This window comes from Christensenella minuta, assembly GCF_003628755.1.
GTDB classification, from domain to species: Bacteria; Bacillota; Clostridia; order Christensenellales; family Christensenellaceae; genus Christensenella; species Christensenella minuta.
In genome coordinates this window covers 1,808,302-1,825,970 of the sequence record NZ_CP029256.1, presented here as the reverse complement: position 1 = coordinate 1,825,970, position 17,669 = coordinate 1,808,302, and the positions used below count along the sequence as shown (strand labels likewise).

General features: G+C 54.2%; 17 protein-coding genes and 1 tRNA gene. 13 read left to right on the top strand and 5 right to left on the bottom strand.

The window, feature by feature from the left end; translation table 11 throughout:
• Nucleotides 1–131: 131 nt before the first annotated feature.
• The 3 genes from B1H56_RS08645 to B1H56_RS08635 form a co-directional block, all read right to left on the bottom strand.
• Nucleotides 132–208 (bottom strand) — tRNA-Met (locus tag B1H56_RS08645).
• 89 nt (nucleotides 209–297) lie between these two features.
• Nucleotides 298–759, bottom strand: coding sequence for a hypothetical protein (locus tag B1H56_RS08640; RefSeq protein ID WP_066522338.1), 462 nt, complete (start codon nucleotides 757–759; stop codon nucleotides 298–300).
• The gene (locus tag B1H56_RS08635) at nucleotides 752–1,282 is read right to left on the bottom strand and encodes a CarD family transcriptional regulator (protein WP_066522332.1); all 531 of its coding nucleotides are present in this window, start codon (nucleotides 1,280–1,282) and stop codon (nucleotides 752–754) included. Before B1H56_RS08635 ends, B1H56_RS08640 begins: the two co-directional genes overlap by 8 nt.
• A 314-nt stretch (nucleotides 1,283–1,596) precedes the next feature.
• On the opposite strand from B1H56_RS08635, the gene B1H56_RS08630 reads away from it, so the two are divergent.
• Nucleotides 1,597–3,066 (top strand): carboxylesterase/lipase family protein, encoded by a 1,470-nt coding sequence (locus B1H56_RS08630; protein ID WP_162938980.1) that lies wholly within the window; start codon nucleotides 1,597–1,599, stop codon nucleotides 3,064–3,066.
• A gap of 60 nt (nucleotides 3,067–3,126) precedes the next feature.
• Here the strand turns inward: B1H56_RS08630 and B1H56_RS08625 are convergent, their stop codons facing one another.
• Nucleotides 3,127–3,972 (bottom strand): tyrosine-type recombinase/integrase, encoded by an 846-nt coding sequence (locus B1H56_RS08625; RefSeq protein WP_066522318.1) that lies wholly within the window; start codon nucleotides 3,970–3,972, stop codon nucleotides 3,127–3,129.
• A gap of 274 nt (nucleotides 3,973–4,246) precedes the next feature.
• Here B1H56_RS08625 and B1H56_RS08620 point away from each other — a divergent pair, with 274 nt between their 5' ends.
• Together B1H56_RS08620 and B1H56_RS08615 are read left to right on the top strand one after the other, a co-directional pair.
• Complete coding sequence (locus B1H56_RS08620) at nucleotides 4,247–5,299, top strand: LacI family DNA-binding transcriptional regulator (RefSeq protein ID WP_207667485.1); 1,053 nt, start codon at nucleotides 4,247–4,249, stop codon at nucleotides 5,297–5,299.
• Between the two features lie 305 nt (nucleotides 5,300–5,604).
• Nucleotides 5,605–6,870 carry an L-rhamnose isomerase gene (locus B1H56_RS08615; protein WP_066522312.1) on the top strand — a complete coding sequence of 422 codons (1,266 nt, stop codon included), beginning with the start codon at nucleotides 5,605–5,607 and terminating at the stop codon, nucleotides 6,868–6,870.
• 88 nt (nucleotides 6,871–6,958) lie between these two features.
• On the opposite strand, the gene B1H56_RS08610 is transcribed toward B1H56_RS08615, so the two are convergent.
• Entirely contained in the window at nucleotides 6,959–7,324 is a 366-nt protein-coding gene (locus B1H56_RS08610) for a helix-turn-helix domain-containing protein (protein ID WP_066522309.1), read from the bottom strand.
• Nucleotides 7,325–7,639: 315 nt separating this feature from the next.
• On the opposite strand from B1H56_RS08610, the gene B1H56_RS08605 reads away from it, so the two are divergent.
• From B1H56_RS08605 to B1H56_RS08560, 10 genes are all read left to right on the top strand, one after another.
• On the top strand, nucleotides 7,640–8,404 hold the full coding sequence (locus B1H56_RS08605; protein ID WP_066522306.1) for a glucose 1-dehydrogenase: 765 nt from the start codon (nucleotides 7,640–7,642) through the stop codon (nucleotides 8,402–8,404).
• Between the two features lie 28 nt (nucleotides 8,405–8,432).
• Nucleotides 8,433–9,935 carry a sugar ABC transporter ATP-binding protein gene (locus tag B1H56_RS08600; RefSeq protein ID WP_066522303.1) on the top strand — a complete coding sequence of 501 codons (1,503 nt, stop codon included), beginning with the start codon at nucleotides 8,433–8,435 and terminating at the stop codon, nucleotides 9,933–9,935.
• 19 nt (nucleotides 9,936–9,954) lie between these two features.
• Complete coding sequence (locus B1H56_RS08595) at nucleotides 9,955–10,926, top strand: ABC transporter permease (protein WP_066522300.1); 972 nt, start codon at nucleotides 9,955–9,957, stop codon at nucleotides 10,924–10,926.
• 70 nt (nucleotides 10,927–10,996) lie between these two features.
• Complete coding sequence (locus tag B1H56_RS08590; RefSeq protein ID WP_066522292.1) at nucleotides 10,997–12,094, top strand: sugar ABC transporter substrate-binding protein; 1,098 nt, start codon at nucleotides 10,997–10,999, stop codon at nucleotides 12,092–12,094.
• 175 nt (nucleotides 12,095–12,269) lie between these two features.
• Nucleotides 12,270–13,319, top strand: coding sequence for an NAD(P)-dependent alcohol dehydrogenase (locus B1H56_RS08585; protein WP_066522290.1), 1,050 nt, complete (start codon nucleotides 12,270–12,272; stop codon nucleotides 13,317–13,319).
• Between the two features lie 18 nt (nucleotides 13,320–13,337).
• Nucleotides 13,338–14,198 (top strand): class II fructose-bisphosphate aldolase, encoded by an 861-nt coding sequence (locus B1H56_RS08580; protein ID WP_066522288.1) that lies wholly within the window; start codon nucleotides 13,338–13,340, stop codon nucleotides 14,196–14,198.
• A gap of 80 nt (nucleotides 14,199–14,278) precedes the next feature.
• Nucleotides 14,279–15,397 carry a PfkB family carbohydrate kinase gene (locus tag B1H56_RS08575; protein ID WP_066522286.1) on the top strand — a complete coding sequence of 373 codons (1,119 nt, stop codon included), beginning with the start codon at nucleotides 14,279–14,281 and terminating at the stop codon, nucleotides 15,395–15,397.
• On the top strand, nucleotides 15,370–15,828 hold the full coding sequence (locus B1H56_RS08570) for a VOC family protein (RefSeq protein WP_066522284.1): 459 nt from the start codon (nucleotides 15,370–15,372) through the stop codon (nucleotides 15,826–15,828). The genes B1H56_RS08575 and B1H56_RS08570 overlap by 28 nt, the downstream gene beginning before the upstream one ends.
• Before the next feature lie 20 nt (nucleotides 15,829–15,848).
• Nucleotides 15,849–16,691 carry a transketolase gene (locus tag B1H56_RS08565; protein ID WP_066740095.1) on the top strand — a complete coding sequence of 281 codons (843 nt, stop codon included), beginning with the start codon at nucleotides 15,849–15,851 and terminating at the stop codon, nucleotides 16,689–16,691.
• A gap of 10 nt (nucleotides 16,692–16,701) precedes the next feature.
• Nucleotides 16,702–17,667 (top strand): transketolase family protein, encoded by a 966-nt coding sequence (locus tag B1H56_RS08560; RefSeq protein ID WP_066522872.1) that lies wholly within the window; start codon nucleotides 16,702–16,704, stop codon nucleotides 17,665–17,667.
• Nucleotides 17,668–17,669 lie beyond the last annotated feature (2 nt).

The following is a 17,669-nucleotide window of genomic DNA, read 5'->3' as shown; positions in this document are numbered from 1 at the left end:
GATTTACGGGATAACTTGTACGACATTTGTACGACAAAATGTATTGATAATTAACTATAATTACCACTATTCACTGCCAACTATAGGCAAATAAAAAGGCTCTACAATTTAAGTTGTAGGGCCTTGCAATGTGGTAGCGGCGAGTGGATTCGAACCACCGACCAATCGGGTATGAACCGAGTACTCTAGCCAACTGAGCTACGCCGCCATCTGATTAAATTGTCTTGCAATATAATATCATACGCGCATTCCAAAAGCAACAATTTTCCCGCGCGATTTCAAAAATATTTGCAGCCTTCACCAAACGTCGTCAGCGATAGAAGCGGCGATGTATTCTTCCACATGGTCGAACGGGATTCCCAGCAGCACAGAAATCTCGCCGTGCAAATACCGCTTTGCCCTGATGCCGTATTCACCTTCACCCGGCGCCAGGCGTTTTTCGCGTTCCTGCATGTACACGGTTTTAATGACCCTGATCCATTCAAGCTCGTCATATTTCTCCATAGCATCCCTGTAGAATTCCATGCGCACCTTGGCCCCGGGGGCCTGGATGGTCCGCGTATACGGAATGCGGCTGAGGACATCCAAAAGCTCATCCTTCGGGACGATCCTGCGTACGATTTCTCCGCTGTCCGCAGAAACCGTTTGCGTCTCGCCGGGCGCTTCGTGCGATTCCAGTTTCAATTGACCCGTATTTGCCCCGCCGACGTGCCATACGCCGCCGCTCCTGCAGATCACATAATCGCCTGTTTTATACATGGCTTTTACTTTCCTCCTCAGGAGCCTGTATCTGCTCAAAAATAAACGGCAGCACCTCGTCGCGCTGGAGCTTCAGCACATGGGCAAACTCATCATACAGCGCTTTTTCCGCGTCCTTGAGGAAATGCTCGTCGGACAGATGGAGCTTTTTACCCTTTTCTTGCAGGCTGCGGCTGTGGAGGTACAGCGCCTTTATCATACGAATTAACTCCCGGCAATCCCCGCCTGCAAGGATTTCCTTATAGCGGACCTTACGTTCGTTTTCCTCCTCGACCCAAATAGGCTCTTCGCGCGGTATCCGGCTGACGATTTTGTGCGCCTCCTCGGGAGACAGCACGCGCCGCATCCTGGAGGTCAGCTCCTCGTTTTGCGTAGGTACGAACACGCGCGTATCCTTGCCATCGTAAACCGGCCGCAAAACATAATATTCAACAGGGGTCTGGCCAAAATTCTTTTTTGTGATTTCAACGATCTTACAAACTCCCTGGATGCCATATAGGACCGATTCGTTCACCTGAAACATGATATCCTCCTTTATTTGTTTCCGAACAGCTCTGATAAAAAAGCGCGCCGTTTGCACAAGCTGGACTTACGTTCCGCAAAGCAAACTGCACGCTGACCTTATATATTTATTATACCATTTTCCGCCGGAAATGTCAGGGGAAATTTCGAAGATGTTTTTTCCCCGCGCCTGCGGGAGGAAGGCGGTGCTCCGTGCGGTTGTGCCGTCGTCTCTTTGCCAATGCTTATGCAGTTTGGAAAAATGCAGACAAATGTTTCCATTTGCAATCCCGTGGTGTATTATAAGGAAAACGACATTTGAAGGAGATGTTTTCGTTGCAGGAATTTATAGCACAGGCTCCCTGCGGAATGGCCCGGGGAATGGAAGACGGGGGTACGGCTGCGTGGAAAGGGCTCCCATACGCGCAGCCGCCAGCCCGCTTTTCACCGCCCCAGGCTGTCCGGCCGTGGACTGGTGTGCGCGACGCTTTGGAATTTGGCCCTTCGTGCCCGCAGGAGGATATAAGACGCGCACCGATGGCGGAAGACTGCCTGTACCTTAATATATGGTCGCCCGGAACTGCGGGAAAACGTCCGGTTATGTTCTTTATTCACGGAGGATCGTTTGCGGGCGGCAGCGGCAGCGAGGAAGCATATAACGGTGCAAACCTTGCCCGGAACGGCGATGTCGTGGTCGTAACCTTCAACTACCGTGTGGGGATATTGGGGTTTCTCGATTTCTCTTTTGTGCACAGCGATTTTCATGCCAATTGCGGCCTGCTCGACGTGCTGGAGGCCCTGCGCTGGGTCAGAACGAATATAGCCGCCTTCGGGGGAGATCCGGATAACGTCACCGTGTTTGGGCAGTCGGCGGGGGGGACGATCACAAGCGTGCTTCCCGTGCTCCCGGCAGCGCGGGGGCTTTTTTCAAAATGTATCGTAATGAGCGGAGGGCCCACGCTCCTGCAGGGACGTGAAGAGGGGCGGCGCACCGCCCGCGCCTTCCTTGAAACAGCGGGCGTCAAGGATGCGCAGGAGCTCCTTTCTGTCCCCGAAAAAGAGCTCCCGGCCTGCCAGCGGGAGTTTGTAGCGCGTTGTGGGCTGGGCGCGGGCACCTTCCGTATTTCCGTGGATGAGGCGCTTGTACCCGATTACCCGATTGCCGCCGCGCGGACTGGGATCGCCCGGGAAATCCCCATGCTGATCGGTACGACGCGGGAAGAGATGTCCTTCCTGCTCATAAAACCCCTGGCAAAAGCGCTCGATGTGGACGGTATTATGCAGGCGGGGGTGGAGCATGAAGCGGATGAATGCAAGGAACGGATCCCGCTGGCCTACCGGCGGCGCTATGGAAAGCGCCGCGGGCAGGCGATGATGTTTTCAGATATGGTCTTTCGCATGGGAAACGTGTGGTATGTGCAGGAATACGGCCGCCACTGCGATGTATGGATGTACCGCTTTGACTATGAGACCCCAGCTATGAAGATAAGCGGCCTGCATGCGTTCCACTCAAGCGATATACCCTTTGTATTCGGCAATTTCAAGGCGGGAATGGGTAAGCTTATTTTCCTGTTGTCCCCGTCGATGAAAAAAGTGCGGGAGCTCTCGCACGAGATGCAGCGGGACTTTGTGGCCTTCGCGCGCACCGGACGGGCTGGATGGCCCCGGTGCCGGGAGGCGGATATCCCGGCAAAGTGCTATGGGAAACAGTGCGCGGTTCTCCCCGCCGTGGAAGATGAGATCGTCCGCCAATATGAGGATACGCATTTCAAGCGGACCAGCTTTTCCAGCTGTAAGGAAGACTGACGCAAAAACGCACCGCGGAGGCAGTGCGTTTTTGCATTTGGGGTATGGGAAACCGGGACTTTATAGCCCCAGCTTGGTCAGCGTACGGCTTTTTTCGTGGATGCTGCGCGAAGGCAGGATTTGCCTCGCCGCATACATCTTGTTTCCGAGCAGCTCGTTCAGTTCAAAAATATTGTTCTCGCTCTGTAAATACATATAAGAGAAGAACAGCCGCAGTGCGCGCATAGTCAGCTTGGATTCGTCGATCTTCACCATACCGCCCAAAACCTTGAGCTGGCGGCAGATGTAAGCGCGGTCGATAATGCGGTTCATACCTCTGCCGTAAAAAATGATGCCACTCTTAATGCCGTTTTCCTGGCAGTATTGGCTGAGCACCTCCTGAAGGTTGCGTGAGATCACGATGTCCCACGTCTTGCCGCTGCGCTGCGCCTTTGCGTAACCGTTCTTCACCGCCTCCACCGTAATGAATTCAAGGTCGCTGTAGTTGATCCCGGTGCCCGCGATCGTGCGGATAATATAGTAAAGCTTGCTGTCTTCGCGCGCGGCAACGGCAAGAAGCTTTTTGTATTCGCTGCGCGTAAGCACGTCGGGCAGGTGGTCCGGCTGCTTTTTGCGAATGTTTTTAATGCAGAAACGCTCCTCGTGCATAAAACGGAATAGGCGGTTCGTGATGCCGATGATATTGATTGCGGTAGCATTTTTATATTTCGCCTCCACATGGTCGCGAAAATCGGCGACGTCCCCGGGGGTGATCCCGCGGCGGCCGGCTTCATGCTCGAAATAACTGTTCATGTAAGACAGGTTGCGTGCGTAAACATTGAAGGTGGATCTGGAAAGCCCCTTCCCCTCAAGCGCATCCAGATATTCCTGTGTTCCCCGCCTGAGCTTTTCTAATGTGATTTCCATAATGTCTCCTTTGGTCGTGGGAATATATATATTGGTGATAAAATTATTGCTATCTCTATTTATAGCATGTCTGGATATTCCCGCCAGAGGCTGGATAGAAATTTCACTGGAAATAATTGACGGTTGTGTGAAAAATACGCGGATATGCAAAGAAGCCGCCCGATTCCAAGGGGAAGCGGGCGGCCTGCGCGGGCTGGGAGAACCGGTTTGACAAAGAACGGGATGTTCCATATACTTTAGCTAAAATGTTTTAACAAAACTTTTTACGGGAACCGTGGAGAATACGGAAATGACGGAGCGCAAGGGAAAATTGAAAAAACCGACGATGGTCGACGTTGCGGCAAAGGCGGGCGTGACGATCGGAACGGTTTCCCATGTCATCAATAAAACCGCTTCCATCTCCGAGGAAACGACGGAACGGGTGCTGGAAGCGATCCAAGAACTTGGCTATAAGCCGAATTCCATTGCACGCGCCCTGCGCACCAAAAAGTCCTATGTGATCGGCTTTTTACTTCCCGACGTAACGAACGATTTCTATTCGCCGGTCCTGAGCTCCTTTATCGACAGCGCTTACCGGGATGGCTATACGGTTCTTGTGGTAAGCTACCAGTACAGCGGGAAGCGCGAAGCGGTTGAAATGGAACGCCTGGCGGACAAAAATGTGGATGGGATACTCCTTTTTAACGGCGCCGACGACCTTGCCCTGCTCCGCCAGATGAAGGCAGATGGCATGCCGGTCGTGCTTGCGGACCGCCGGATGGAAGGGATAGACCTTCCGACGGTCGAGTTTGACAACATTACAACTGCCCGCGAGGTTGTCGGGCTGATGCACCGCAGGGGTTACCGCAGGATTGGGTTCCTTGCCGAGTCTACGCGCCTGCAAAACCTGAAGGACAGGTACGAAGGATATCTGGAGGGCCTTGCGGAAAACGGGCTTGAGGTCCGCCCGGAATTTATCTATATCAGCGAAGATATGGAAATGGACAACCTTGAAAAGGGATATTCCTATATCAAGCGGGTGCTCGCGGATACCAAGCGGGAAGACCTGCCCGATTCCATTTTTGCAACGACTGACCTTCTGGCAATCGGGGCGGCGCGCGCGTTCAAGGAAGCGGGTTTCCGCATCCCGGAAGAGGTCGGGGTGGTCGGCTTCGACAATATCTCCTTTACGGATTTCGTTGAGCCGAAGCTAACCACTGTGGAGCAGGATAAGGTGTTAATGGGCCGCGTCGCGTGGGAGATCATGAAAGAAACGCTGGCCGGGGAAAGCGGGGAAGCACGGCACGTGGTCCTGCCGCAGAAGATTATCCTCAAGGGATCTTGCTAGGCGAAACGTTTTTTTCGCCGGTTCTCAGGTTTTTTAAAAGAAAAATGAATTTTCCCCTTGCTTCCTGCGTATGATCCGATATAATAAAAGTATATTTCCCGCAGTATAAAACGCAGTCAAATGGTGCCTGCCGGTATTCCGGCAGCGGAAGTGCTTACAAAACAATTAAAACGTTTTCATAGGAGGCGAATATAAAATATTTCCGGATAAAGTTGTTTACAGCAAATTATTAAAACGTTTTAATAAGCGAATAAAAACAATACGGCAGAAATGCCGGGAAAAATATCGGAAAGGATCATAGAAAAATGAGGAAAGAAAGTGTAATGAAACAGTATGAGGCAGCCCGGGAACGGTTTGCGGAGTACGGCGTGGATACGGAAACGGCGCTGCGGGCGATCGATGAAGTGGAGATATCGATGCATTGCTGGCAGGGAGACGACGTAACAGGCTTTGAGGTGAGCGAACAGGGAATGTCCGGCGGTATCCTTGCAACGGGCAATTATCCGGGCCGGGCGCGCAACGCAAACGAGTTGCGCGCGGATTATGAAAAAGCATTCTCGCTGATCCCGGGCAGGCAACGCGCAAACCTGCATGCGTTCTATCTGGAGACGGGCGGGAAGCGTGTGGACCGCGACGCGGTGGAGGTCAAATATTTTGAAAACTGGATGCAGTGGGCGCAGGAGCTTGGGATCAAGCTGGACTTCAACACGTCGATGTTTTCCCATCCGAAATCGGAGGGCGGCTATACGATCGCAAGCTACGATGATACGATCCGTGGTTTCTGGATCGAGCACGGCAGGCGCTGCCGAGATATTGCGGAAGAGATGGGCAAACGGCAGGGAAGTCCGTGCGTGCTGAACCACTGGATGGTGGACGGAAGCAAGGACGCGCCGGTAGACCGGTACGACAGGCGTGCGCTTTTTATCAGGAGCTTGGACGCAATCCGCTCCAAAGCCGTTTCCAAGGACCATGTGCTGGATGCGATCGAGAGTAAGCTGTTCGGCATCGGCCTTGAAAGCTTTACGGTAGGCTCGGGCGAACTCGCGCTCGGATATGCGGTTACGCGGGACATCATGGTAACGTGCGACCTCGGGCATTTCCATCCGACGGAAAGTGTTGCAGACAAGGTGTCGGCGGTGCTCCAGTTCACAGACAAGATGCTGCTGCATACCAGCCGCCCCGTGCGCTGGGACAGCGACCATGTCGTACTGCAAAATGACGATACGATGGCGCTGATGCAGGAGGTGGTGCGCGCAAATGCGCTTTCCCGCGTGTATATCGCGCTGGATTTCTTTGATGCGAGCATCAACCGTATCGCAGCCTGGGTGATCGGGACGCGGGCGACGCAAAAGGCGCTCCTGTCTGCGCTGTTGGAACCGCGGGAAAGGCTGCTCGCGGCGGAACGCGCGGGCGATACGACCTACCGCCTGGCGCTGGTGGAAGAGATGAAAAATATGCCGGTGAATGCGGTATGGGATTATTACTGCGAGAAAAGCGGCGTACCGGTCGGGATGGACTGGTACGGCGAGGTAAAGCAATACGAAAAAGACGTTTTATTGGGCCGCGATTGACGGAAAAGGCGGCTTCGAACGAAAACAATTCAAAAAGAGCTGTTTACGCGGTGTAAACAGCTCTTTTATTTTTTTTTCAGGGAACCCCTCATAGCGCGGATTTCTTTTGTGATGCGAACGTATTCGAGGCTCCATATTTTTTGTCGGGGGAGCTTTTTGCCTGCCGGTCGCGCAGCTCCAGCAATTCAATATATTTTTCCAGGTCGCGGAGGCTGTCGTCCTTAAGGGCGGCAAGCCGTGTTTCCCAATAGGAACGTTCCGGGGCGCTGTCGAGCCCCAGCAGGTAGTCCGCGCTCACGCCGAAAATTTTTGTCATTTGCCGGATCGTTTCATCCGTCAGGGGAATTTTACCTGTTTCATATTTGGAAATCGCGGATTTTTGTACATTTAAAAGCCGTCCCAGTTCTTCCTGGGTCAGGTGGTTTTTCTGCCGCAAATCCCGAATTCGGTTCATTGTTTCGTCCCTTGCTTATACATGTTTTCACCGTAAAAGACGGTCCTGTTATTATGATATCTCAATCGATAGGGTATCCCCATTAAATTATAGGGAAAATAGATGAAAATAAATAGCGAATGTCCTAATAAGAAATATTTATATTGACAATTTCCTAATAAGAAACTATAATACGAATTGGATTTGAAATTCTACCGGGCGGAAGGAAGCTCCCGCTCGAAACCATGTTCATGGCCGCATCCAATCGAGCGGCTTGTATCTGAAAAAAGCGAACTGAATAGAGCTTACGAATGAATAATCGGAGGGGGACTGAAGATGTACTTGGAGGATTTGTTTGGCCTTGGAGGCAAGGTGGCTGTCGTAACGGGCGGAGGCCGTGGGATCGGCCAGACAGTTGCGCGCGGACTTGCGAAAGCTGGGGCGGAGGTCGCCGTTTTATGCCGCTCAGGCGCGGATGAAACAGTTGCGCTCATCGGGCGGGACGGCGGGAAAGCCTATTTTCTCAAAACGGATGTGACCAGCGAAGACGAAGTGGAAAAGGCCTTACAGGAAGTCGTGGCCCGGTCCGGGCCGCTCGATGTCGTTTTCAATAATGCGGGCATCTGTATGCATCAGGATACGATGGACGCGTCTGTGGAGGAATTCCGCGAGGTAGTGGACGTAAACCTGACGGGCGAATTCATTGTGGCGCGCAGCGCTATCCGGATCATGCTGGAACAGGGAACGGGCGGCAGTATCATCAACATGGCGTCTATGTCCGGCAGCATCGCAAACGTGCCCCAGTGGCAGGTCTCCTACAATGCCTCAAAGGCAGGCGTAATCCATATGACGCGTTCTCTCGCGGCAGAATTTGCCGGGACGGGCATCCGCGTAAACAGCTTGAGTCCGGGCTATATTGCAACGCCAATGTCGGCTGATACGCCAAAGGAACTGCGGGACGCATGGATGCCGCTGATTCCCATGCACCGTATGGGCGATCCCGAGGAACTGATGCCGGCGGTCCTCTATCTGGCGAGCGGAGCGGCCGGGTACACGTCGGGCAGCGACGTGGTCGTGGACGGCGCCTATACATGTATTTAATTTCAATTTTAACAAGGGGGAGGGAATTATGGCTGAAACTACAGCAATTAAGTTGGAACTGAAACACATTTCAAAATCATTTCCCGGGGTAAAGGCTCTGAACAACGTGAGCTTCCAGCTCCGCCGCGGTACGACCCATGTATTATGCGGAGAAAACGGGGCGGGGAAATCCACCCTGATGAAAATCATCAACGGGATTTACAAGGAAGACGAAGGCGATATTTTCGTGGACGGCCGAAAGGTCAAAATCCGCGATCCGCTGCATGCGCGGAACTTGGGGATCGCGATGATCTACCAGGAGCTGTCTTTCGTGCCGGATCTTACGCTCGAAGAAAACATTTGCCTCGGGCATTGGCCTATGAAAGGCAAGGGCGTGATCGACTGGAAGGCGGTCCGCAAAAAAACCACGGAGCTTTTAGAGCAGGAGGGGCTCCCCTATGCGCCGGATACCAAGCTGCGCAGCCTTAACGTTTCGGACATCCAGATGATCGAAATCCTCAAAGCGGTTTCCTTCAACGCAGACATCATCATCATGGACGAGCCGACCTCGGCGATCACCTCCAAAGAGGTGGAGCGGCTGTTTGAAAAGATCGAGCAGCTCAAACAGCGCGGCGCGAGCATCGTCTATATCTCGCACAAAATGGATGAGATTTTTAAAATCGCGGACGATATCACCATCCTGCGGGATGGCAATGTGATCGAAACGCATGAAGCGTCCGGCATCGACGAAAAAACGGTCATCGAACTGATGGTGGGGCGCAAGATTGAAAACCAGTATCCCAAGGAAGAGGTCGCGGTCACGGATGAAATGCTCCGCGTGGAGGACCTTACCAGCGAAGGAATTTTTCACAATATGGATTTTCATGTGAAAAAAGGGGAAATAGTCGGGTTCGCCGGCCTGATGGGCGCGGGACGGACGGAGGTCATGCGCGCTCTCTTTGGCCTCGACCGCTACGACGGCGGGTCGATCTTCGTGAAGGGGCAGGAGGTCAGAATCAGGAGCGTACAGGACGCGGTGCGCAGCGGCATCGCCATGTTGTCCGAAGACCGCCGCAGGTACGGCATCGTCCCGTTGCTGAGCGTAGAAGAAAATATCGCGCTTGCGGCTCTCGATAAATTCATCCGCAAAGGCCGGTGGTATAAAAAGGAAGAATTCGACGCGGTGCGTTCCATGTGCGAAAAAATGCGGGTAAAAACGCCCGCGCTCGACACCAAGGTATTCTCGCTTTCCGGCGGAAACCAGCAAAAGGTCATCCTCGCGAAATGGATGGTGCGGGAGCCCGACATCCTGATCCTCGACGAGCCTACGCGCGGCATCGATGTCGGAGCCAAGAGCGAAATCTACCAGCTGATGATGGAACTTGTAAAGCAGGGAAAAAGCATCATCATGGTCTCGTCCGAGCTCCCGGAGCTCATTGGAATGTGCGACCGCGTTTACGTCATGCACGAAGGCTATATGACGGGCATGCTTGAAAAGGATGAACTTTCGCAGGAGGCTGTTATGCAGCTGGCTGTAAAATCTGTGCAATAGAAGGAGTAGGAGCAAAGCAATGGAAAAACAAATTACACTCAATCAAGGAAAGAAAAATTTCTTTAGCAAATATAGCCTCATTTTTATCCTGATTATATTTATGGTCGTATGTACGTTTGCCAACGAAAACTTTCTAACGTCGACCAACCTAATCAACGTATTCCGCCAGCAGTCGGTCGTCATTATGCTGGCCCTCGGCGAAATGATTTTGATTATCGCCGGATTGCTCGACTTATCCTGCGGCTCTGTGGTCGCGTTTGCCGGCGTGGTATCGGTCCTTGCGTATAAAGCGGTCCCCAACCTGTTCGTAGGTTTTGCAGTAGCGATCGGCGTAGCACTCGCGATCAACGCGCTCAACGGACTGATGGTAACGAAATTCAAAACGCCGCCCTTCATTGCGACCCTTGCGACGCAGGCGATTGCGCGCGGCGCGGCACTCTATATCACGGGCGGGCAAAACGTCTATGAGATCGGCGACTATAACGTGGTCGGCCAGGGCTCCTTCGGACCGATCCCGATCCCCGTCGTCATCATGCTTATCGCGCTGGCGATCATGATTTATATTATGCGCTATACGCGCTTCGGGCGCTCCACCTACGCAGTCGGCGGAAACGAGGAAGCGGCAAACGCCTCGGGCATCAAGGTGAACGCCGTCAAAATGAAATCCTACCTGGTCAACGGCGTGCTCGTCGGCGTCGCGGCGCTGGTGTTCATGTCCCGCGTCAACGGCGGCCTGCCGAACGGCGCGAAAGATTATGAATTCGACGCCCTTACTGCGACGATCATCGGCGGCACAAGTTTTACAGGCGGCGTAGGCAACCCGGTCGGGACGCTCCTCGGCGCGCTGATCGTCGGCTTCCTCGGCAATATCATGAACCTGATGTCCGTCGACTCGTATATCCAGCAGATCGTGCGCGGCGCGATCATCGCGTTTGCCGTCATCATCGACATCTACTCCAAGGACCGGCAAACCAGCAAATCAAATAAATAAAGTTTTCTTCCGGTTCCGATACCTACGCAGCGGAAGAAAAAATGAAATATAAAATTATGAGGAGGAAAGTATGAAAAAATTAGTCAGCATTATCCTGGTAAGCGTGATGCTTGCGGCAGTTGCCCTTACGGGCTGCGCAGGCACCGAACAGCCGGCGGCTTCTTCGGACGCCGGAACGGACACGCAGGCGTCCGCGGCTCCCGCCGAATCGTCCGCAGCCGCAGACAGCGGCAATGACGGCGAGGGTGGAAAATACAAGGTCGCCTATGTGGCCCGTACCCTTTCCGACGTATTCGCTTCCTGGCTCGCATCCGAGATGCAGAAAGCGGCAGAAGAATATTCCGACACCTACACGCTCGATGTTCTCGATTCCCAGGGCGACCCGGAAAAAGAGAATTCCCTGCTTGAAAATTGCATCACCCAGGGGTACGACTGCGTGATTATCCAGCCGAACGACGGTGAGCTTCAGCGGCCGTATGCGGAAAAACTGGTGGAAGCAGGCATCAAGGTAATCACCACGAACGCAAAGATTCCGGATCTCGAAGGCGCTTCCAGCGTCGACGCGGATCCGTACGAACAGGGTGCGGTCCTCGCAAGAGATGCGGCGGAAAAGATTCCGGAAAACGGAAAAATCGTTATTCTGAACTGCCTGCCGGGCAACCTGCACACGACGACCCGTTATAAGGCGTTCCAGGAGGAACTGCTTGCAAAGCGCCCCGATATCGAAGTGCTGGGCGACCAGATTATCGAGCAGGGCAGCGAAGCGGACGCAATGGCGGTATTCGAAGACTGGGCGCAGTCTTACGGCACCTGGGATTGCACGCTGACCACATCCGACGCGCTGGCACAGGGCTTCATCAACATGGCAAAAGACAATCCGGCGTTTGAAAACACTCTCGTGTATGGCGTAGACGGCACGGCTGGCGGAATGCTCAACGTAATCGACGGCCTGCAGACGGCAACCTGCCTGCAGAACGCGATCGAACTCGGCGAACTGAATACGAAACTGGCTTACGAGCTCCTTACGGGGGAAACCGAGCAGGAAGATTATGCAATCGAAGCGATCCTCGTGGATTCGGGCAACGTGGATGAATACATCAAGATTTATATTGACAACGGACAGCTTACGGAAGGCGAAGTAAAACAGCATCAGGACGCTGCTGCCTGACCATTTGAAAAACATCTGCAACCGGAACATCCGGCCGTGCCGCGGGAATGGCGGCACGGCCCAACTGAAAGATGATGTGCGTGGGTGATTGGAAAGCTTGGGATCGCGTGCGAAAGGCGGCTGTTGTATAGCCGCCTTTGCGCAGCGGTCCAAGCAATGAGAGGAGACAGGGATATTGAAGGGAACAATGAAAGTCGCCGTTATGAACGGCGTAGGAAAAATGGGTTATACGGAGCGGCCGATCCCGCAGCCGAAGGACGATGAAGTATTGGTGAAGCTGGAATATGTGGGAATCTGCGGTTCAGACCTCCATTTTTATGAAGCGGGCGCCATCGGCGGCCATGTGGTGGAGCCGCCTTTTGTCCTGGGGCACGAGCCCGGCGGCACGGTGGTGGAAGTCGGCAAGGATGTAAAGCACCTCAAAGTGGGAGACCGCGTCGCGCTGGAACCGGGCAAGACGTGCGGGCACTGCGAATTCTGTAAAAGCGGGCGCTATAACCTCTGCCCGGACGTGATCTTCTTTGCGACGCCGCCTGTGGACGGCGTGTTCCAGGAATATGTGGCGCACGAGGCAGACCTATGCTTCAAGCTTCCGGATAATGTGAGCACCCTCGAGGGCGCGCTGATCGAGCCGCTGGCAGTCGGCTTCCATGCCGCAAACCAGGGCGGCGCCGAGCTTGGTCAGACGGCTGTTGTAATGGGCGCGGGCTGCATCGGCCTGGTGTCCATGATGGCGCTGAGGGCCAAGGGCGTTTCAAAGGTCTATGTAGTGGATATCATGCCGAAGCGGCTGGAGAAAGCGGTCGAACTCGGCGCAACGGGCGTGGTCAACGGCGCGCGGCAGGACGTAGTAAAAGAAATTATGGACCTGACGGAGGGAAGAGGATGCGACCTCGTCATTGAGACCGCCGGCAGCGAGATCACCATGCAGCAGGCAATTAAAGGGGCGAAAAAAGGAGGCACAGTCGTTTTTGTGGGTTATTCCCTGAAAGATAATGCGGACATCCCCATGAACCTTGCTCTCGATAAGGAACTGACCTTCAAGACGATCTTCCGCTACCGCAACATCTATCCGATGGCGATCGAAGCGGTTGCGTCGGGCAAGGTCGACCTGAGGAACATCGTGACGGATATTTTCCCGTTCAGCGATATCCAGAACGCGATGGACCAAAGCGTGGAAAACAAGGCAAATATCGTCAAGGCGGTCGTGAAAATCGCGGACTAAAGCAGCGGAGGAAACAGGATGTCGCTTGTAAATATGAAGGAAATGCTGGAACATGCGCGGAAAGGCAGATATGCGGTCGGACATTTCAATGTGTTTAATATCGAGATGCTGCGCGGCGCGGTCATGGCGGGAGAGAAGCAAGATTCTCCCATCATTCTCGCCTTTGCTGAGGTGTTTGAGAAGCTGGTGAAGATCGAAGAATTTGCCCCGGCTATGATCGCGGCGGCAAAGGCGGCGCATGTACCCGTCGCCGTCCATCTCGACCATTCCAAATCGTTTGGCTATATCAAACGTGCGGTAAACGCGGGTTTTACTTCGGTCATGATCGATGCTTCAGACCAGGCGTTCGGGGAAAATGTGCGGCGCACGAAGGAAGTGGTCGGGCTGTGCGCGCCGAAAAATGTAACGGTCGAATCGGAGCTCGGGCACGTTGCCGGACTGGAAGGCTATGAAAACGGTTACGCGGAGAGCGCGGACGAATATACGGACGTGCGTGAAGCTGTGGAATTCATTCGTGAGACTGGGGCGGACGCGCTTGCGGTAGCCATTGGAACGGTGCACGGGGTCTACCGGAAGGAACCCAGGCTGAACATCGAACGGCTGGAAGAACTGCGGCGGGAGGTGCCGGTCCCCCTTGTGATGCACGGAGGCAGCGGCCTTTCGGACAAGGATTTCAGGGACGCAGTCCAAAACGGGATCACAAAAACAAATATTTTTACGGACCTCAATATTGCGGCAAAAAAATGTCTGCGGGAGAACTGTATGGAAGAGGAAGGCCAATACCTCGGCTACCTTGACCTGTGTGCAAAAGTGGCGGAGGCGGTCTGCGCGGAAGCGGAGAAAAAAATAATTTTGTTCGGCTCTGCGGGAAAACGGTGACAAGCACCGCTGTACGGGCGGCGGGAAACGCGCCTTTGTGAACTCCGCGCGTTTCTTTTGAGAACGGGAAAGGAGCCAATATGCAGGAAAAACTGGCAGAAAAACTGAAAAATGCGGTCAAAAAACGCCGCCCTGCTGTGATTGGATTCGATGGATTTATCGACGAAGTGGTTCATGTGGTGGATAAACGCATGGATCCCGGACACTATGCGCGCGTACGTACCATAGAGGATTATGCGGCGATGGTCCGCAACGGCGCGGGACTCAGCACCAGCATGGAGATCGTGACGGTTGCGAAAAAGCTTGGCGGAAACGGGCCGAATATGTCGATCGGGCTCAAAAACTATGGGATTGGACTCACCTATATCGGAACGGTTGGGACCGGGCCGCTTGATCCGGTCTATGAACCGCTTGCGGACGGTTCGCGCATTATCGGCGTGGCAGACCCCGGGCGGACGGATGCGGTGGAATTTGAAGACGGGAAGATCATCCGCTGCAAGCTCATACCCTTGAACCTTATGAGCTGGGACGATGTAAAACGCGCGGCGGGCCTGGAAGAATTGATCCGGCTGGTGCGCGAAGCCGAGCTTCTGAGCTTCAGCAACTGGTCGATGATTATGCGCATGAGCGAAATATGGGAAGGCCTGCTGACGGAGGTCCTCCCCCATGTGGAAAACAGGGTGGGGAAAACGCTGTTTATCGACTTTGCCGACCCGGAAAAGCGCGGCGGGGAAGAAATCCTCGGCGCGGTCCGTTTGATGGAGCGCTTCGAGGAGGCGGGACTCAAAACGGCCCTTGGGCTTAACAAAAAAGAAGCATGCGAATTTGCGGAGCTATTCGGCAGGAAGATCACAGATTACCGCGAATATCCGCTGGAAGAGCTTACACGGTTTGTCGCGGGGCAGATTAAGATCGACTGCCTGGTCGTGCATCCGGTCAAAAAAGCGGCGTGTATGACGGGCGGGAATTATTACGAGGTGAACGGACCGTTCTGCGCGCATCCCGTCCTCAGCACAGGCGCGGGGGACAATTTCAACGCAGGATTTGCCTATGGATACCTGTGCGGCTTCGAGCCTGCGCTTTCGCTGATGCTCGGAACGGCGACATCCGGCTTCTATGTACGGAACGGACGCACAGGTACTGCGGAGGAAATGGAACGTTTCCTGATGGAATGGAAAGAAGGAAAGCTGGACCGCTGAATGCGGCGGACGAAACGGAGGGAAAAAACATGGCGAAATTGGAAGGGCTTGCGCACATTGGCGTATTCGTATCCGACCTGCAAAGATCAAAGGAGTTTTATGAGAAGGCGCTCGATTTCAAAACGGTATGGGAATGCCGGGTGAAGGAAGCGGACGGAACGACTACGGCCGTCGCTTTCGTGCAGAACGGCGGTCTTACGCTTGAGCTCGTACGGCTTGAAAAACCGCAAAAACGGACGGATGGGTTGGTTGACCATATCGCAATGAAGGCGGAAGACATCGAAGCGGTAAAAAAGACGCTGGCCGCGCGTGGTATTACGTTTGAGACAGAAGAGGCCGTCTGCAATGCGGATGTTTTCCCGAATGGATCGAAATGGATTTTATTCCGCGGACCGGACAATGAGCACCTGGAACTGACGGAAGTGTTATAGAAGGCGATAGGAGAGTAATTATGGAAAATGAGGTAATAAGGGAAACGGAAAAATTTGCGGTAGAAATCCGCATGCAGATAATCCGCCAACTGTCAAAGCTGGGCTTTGGGCACGCGGGCGGCTGCCTTTCTGTGGCGGATGTGATCGCTTCCCTTTACGGGGGAATCATGGATGTGGACCCTAAGGATCCGCAGAAAAAGGAGCGGGACAGGCTGGTGGTCTCCAAGGGGCATGCGGGCCCGGCGCTTTACGCAGCGCTGGCCCTTAAGGGCTTTTTTCCGATGGAATGGCTGGATACGCTCAACCGGGGCGGGACGCGCCTCCCGAGCCACTGCGATGGGAATAAGACGCCGGGGATCGACTGCACGACAGGGTCGCTCGGCCAGGGCCTATCCCTTGCGGCGGGTATGGCGTACGGGCTTAAGCTCGACAGCCTGTCAAATACGGTCTATGCAATCCTGGGGGACGGGGAATGCCAGGAAGGGCAAATTTGGGAGGCTGCGCTTGCCGCGCCGAAATTCGGGCTCGATAACCTTATCTGCTTTGTAGATTACAATAAGATTCAGCTGGACGGCGCGGTAGAGGAGGTCATGCCGCTCGAAAGCCTGTTCATGAAGCTCCGTTCCTTCGGCTGGCATACGCAGCAGGTGAACGGGAACGATCCGGCGTCGATTTTTGCGGCGGTGGAGCTTGCAAAGAAGGAAGCGGGCCGCCCGAGCGCGATATTGCTCGACACCGTAAAGGGATATGGATGCAGCGAAATCGCGGCGCTCGGCTGCCTGAGCCACCATATGGATATGCCGGAAGACCTTGCGCGGCGCTGCATGGCGGAGCTCGAGGAGCAAATGAAACAATATGAATAGGAGAAGCGGTATGAAAATTGAATTTGCATTTCATAACGAGACGGAAGCCGCGCCGCTGAGCTCGGCCTATACGGATACCGTTGCGGAATTGATGGAGAGCGACGGGGATGTGGTGTCTCTTGACGCGGACCTGATGAAGGCGATCAAGATCGACCGGATACAGGAACGGTTCCCGGGGCGGGTGCTTAACGTGGGCATCCAGGAGGGGAATATGATCGGGATGGCGGCGGGCATGGCGCGCGTGGGGAAAAAGGTATATGCGCATACGTTTGCGCCGTTCATTACACGGCGGGTCTTTGACCAGATTTTCATTTCTTCGGCTTACGGAAGAAATCCGATCCGCCTTTATGGGAGCGATCCGGGAATCTGCGCGAAATTTAACGGCGGAACACATACTGCGTTTGAAGATATCGCCATGATGCGGACGATCCCGGACATCTGCCTGTTTGAAGTCACGGACAGCGCGATGTTCAAAAACCTGATGCGCGCCACCAGGGACGAAAACAGGATCATCTATTTCCGCGCTGACCGCGCGCCGGCCGTGAAGGTGTATGGTGATTCCAGCGAATTCGAGCCGGGGAAGGGCGTTGTATTGAAGGATGGCGGCGACGTGACGGTCATTGCCTGCGGGATCATGGTAAGCGAGGCGCTCGTTGCGGCGGAAAAGCTGGAGAAAGAAGGGATTTCCGCGGCGGTGATCGATATGTTCACCATCAAACCGATCGACCGGGAGCTGATTGTGGAGTACGCTCAAAAAACAGGAGCGGTCGTAACGGCGGAAAACCATAATATAAACGGCGGCCTTGGGGACGCGGTGGCGTCCGTGCTTGCGGAAGAGGAGCCTGCCGTAATGCGCAAGCTGGCCGTGCGCGACGAATTCAGCGAGGTCGGCCCGATGGATTACCTGCGGGAACGCTTCCGTCTGAACGCGGCGGGCGTCATTGCGGCTGTGAAAGATGTGCTGGAGCACAAATAGAA

Coding starts and splice junctions, on each gene's coding strand:
- B1H56_RS08610 (WP_066522309.1), bottom strand. CDS start 7,324: ATGAACCGAATTCGGGATTTGCGGCAGAAAAACCACCTGACCCAGGAA.
- B1H56_RS08595 (WP_066522300.1), top strand. CDS start 9,955: ATGGAAAAACAAATTACACTCAATCAAGGAAAGAAAAATTTCTTTAGC.
- B1H56_RS08625 (WP_066522318.1), bottom strand. CDS start 3,972: ATGGAAATCACATTAGAAAAGCTCAGGCGGGGAACACAGGAATATCTG.
- B1H56_RS08565 (WP_066740095.1), top strand. CDS start 15,849: ATGGAAAATGAGGTAATAAGGGAAACGGAAAAATTTGCGGTAGAAATC.
- B1H56_RS08560 (WP_066522872.1), top strand. CDS start 16,702: ATGAAAATTGAATTTGCATTTCATAACGAGACGGAAGCCGCGCCGCTG.
- B1H56_RS08590 (WP_066522292.1), top strand. CDS start 10,997: ATGAAAAAATTAGTCAGCATTATCCTGGTAAGCGTGATGCTTGCGGCA.
- B1H56_RS08600 (WP_066522303.1), top strand. CDS start 8,433: ATGGCTGAAACTACAGCAATTAAGTTGGAACTGAAACACATTTCAAAA.
- B1H56_RS08580 (WP_066522288.1), top strand. CDS start 13,338: ATGTCGCTTGTAAATATGAAGGAAATGCTGGAACATGCGCGGAAAGGC.
- B1H56_RS08575 (WP_066522286.1), top strand. CDS start 14,279: ATGCAGGAAAAACTGGCAGAAAAACTGAAAAATGCGGTCAAAAAACGC.
- B1H56_RS08615 (WP_066522312.1), top strand. CDS start 5,605: ATGAGGAAAGAAAGTGTAATGAAACAGTATGAGGCAGCCCGGGAACGG.
- B1H56_RS08570 (WP_066522284.1), top strand. CDS start 15,370: ATGGAAAGAAGGAAAGCTGGACCGCTGAATGCGGCGGACGAAACGGAG.
- B1H56_RS08605 (WP_066522306.1), top strand. CDS start 7,640: ATGTACTTGGAGGATTTGTTTGGCCTTGGAGGCAAGGTGGCTGTCGTA.
- B1H56_RS08635 (WP_066522332.1), bottom strand. CDS start 1,282: ATGTTTCAGGTGAACGAATCGGTCCTATATGGCATCCAGGGAGTTTGT.
- B1H56_RS08640 (WP_066522338.1), bottom strand. CDS start 759: ATGTATAAAACAGGCGATTATGTGATCTGCAGGAGCGGCGGCGTATGG.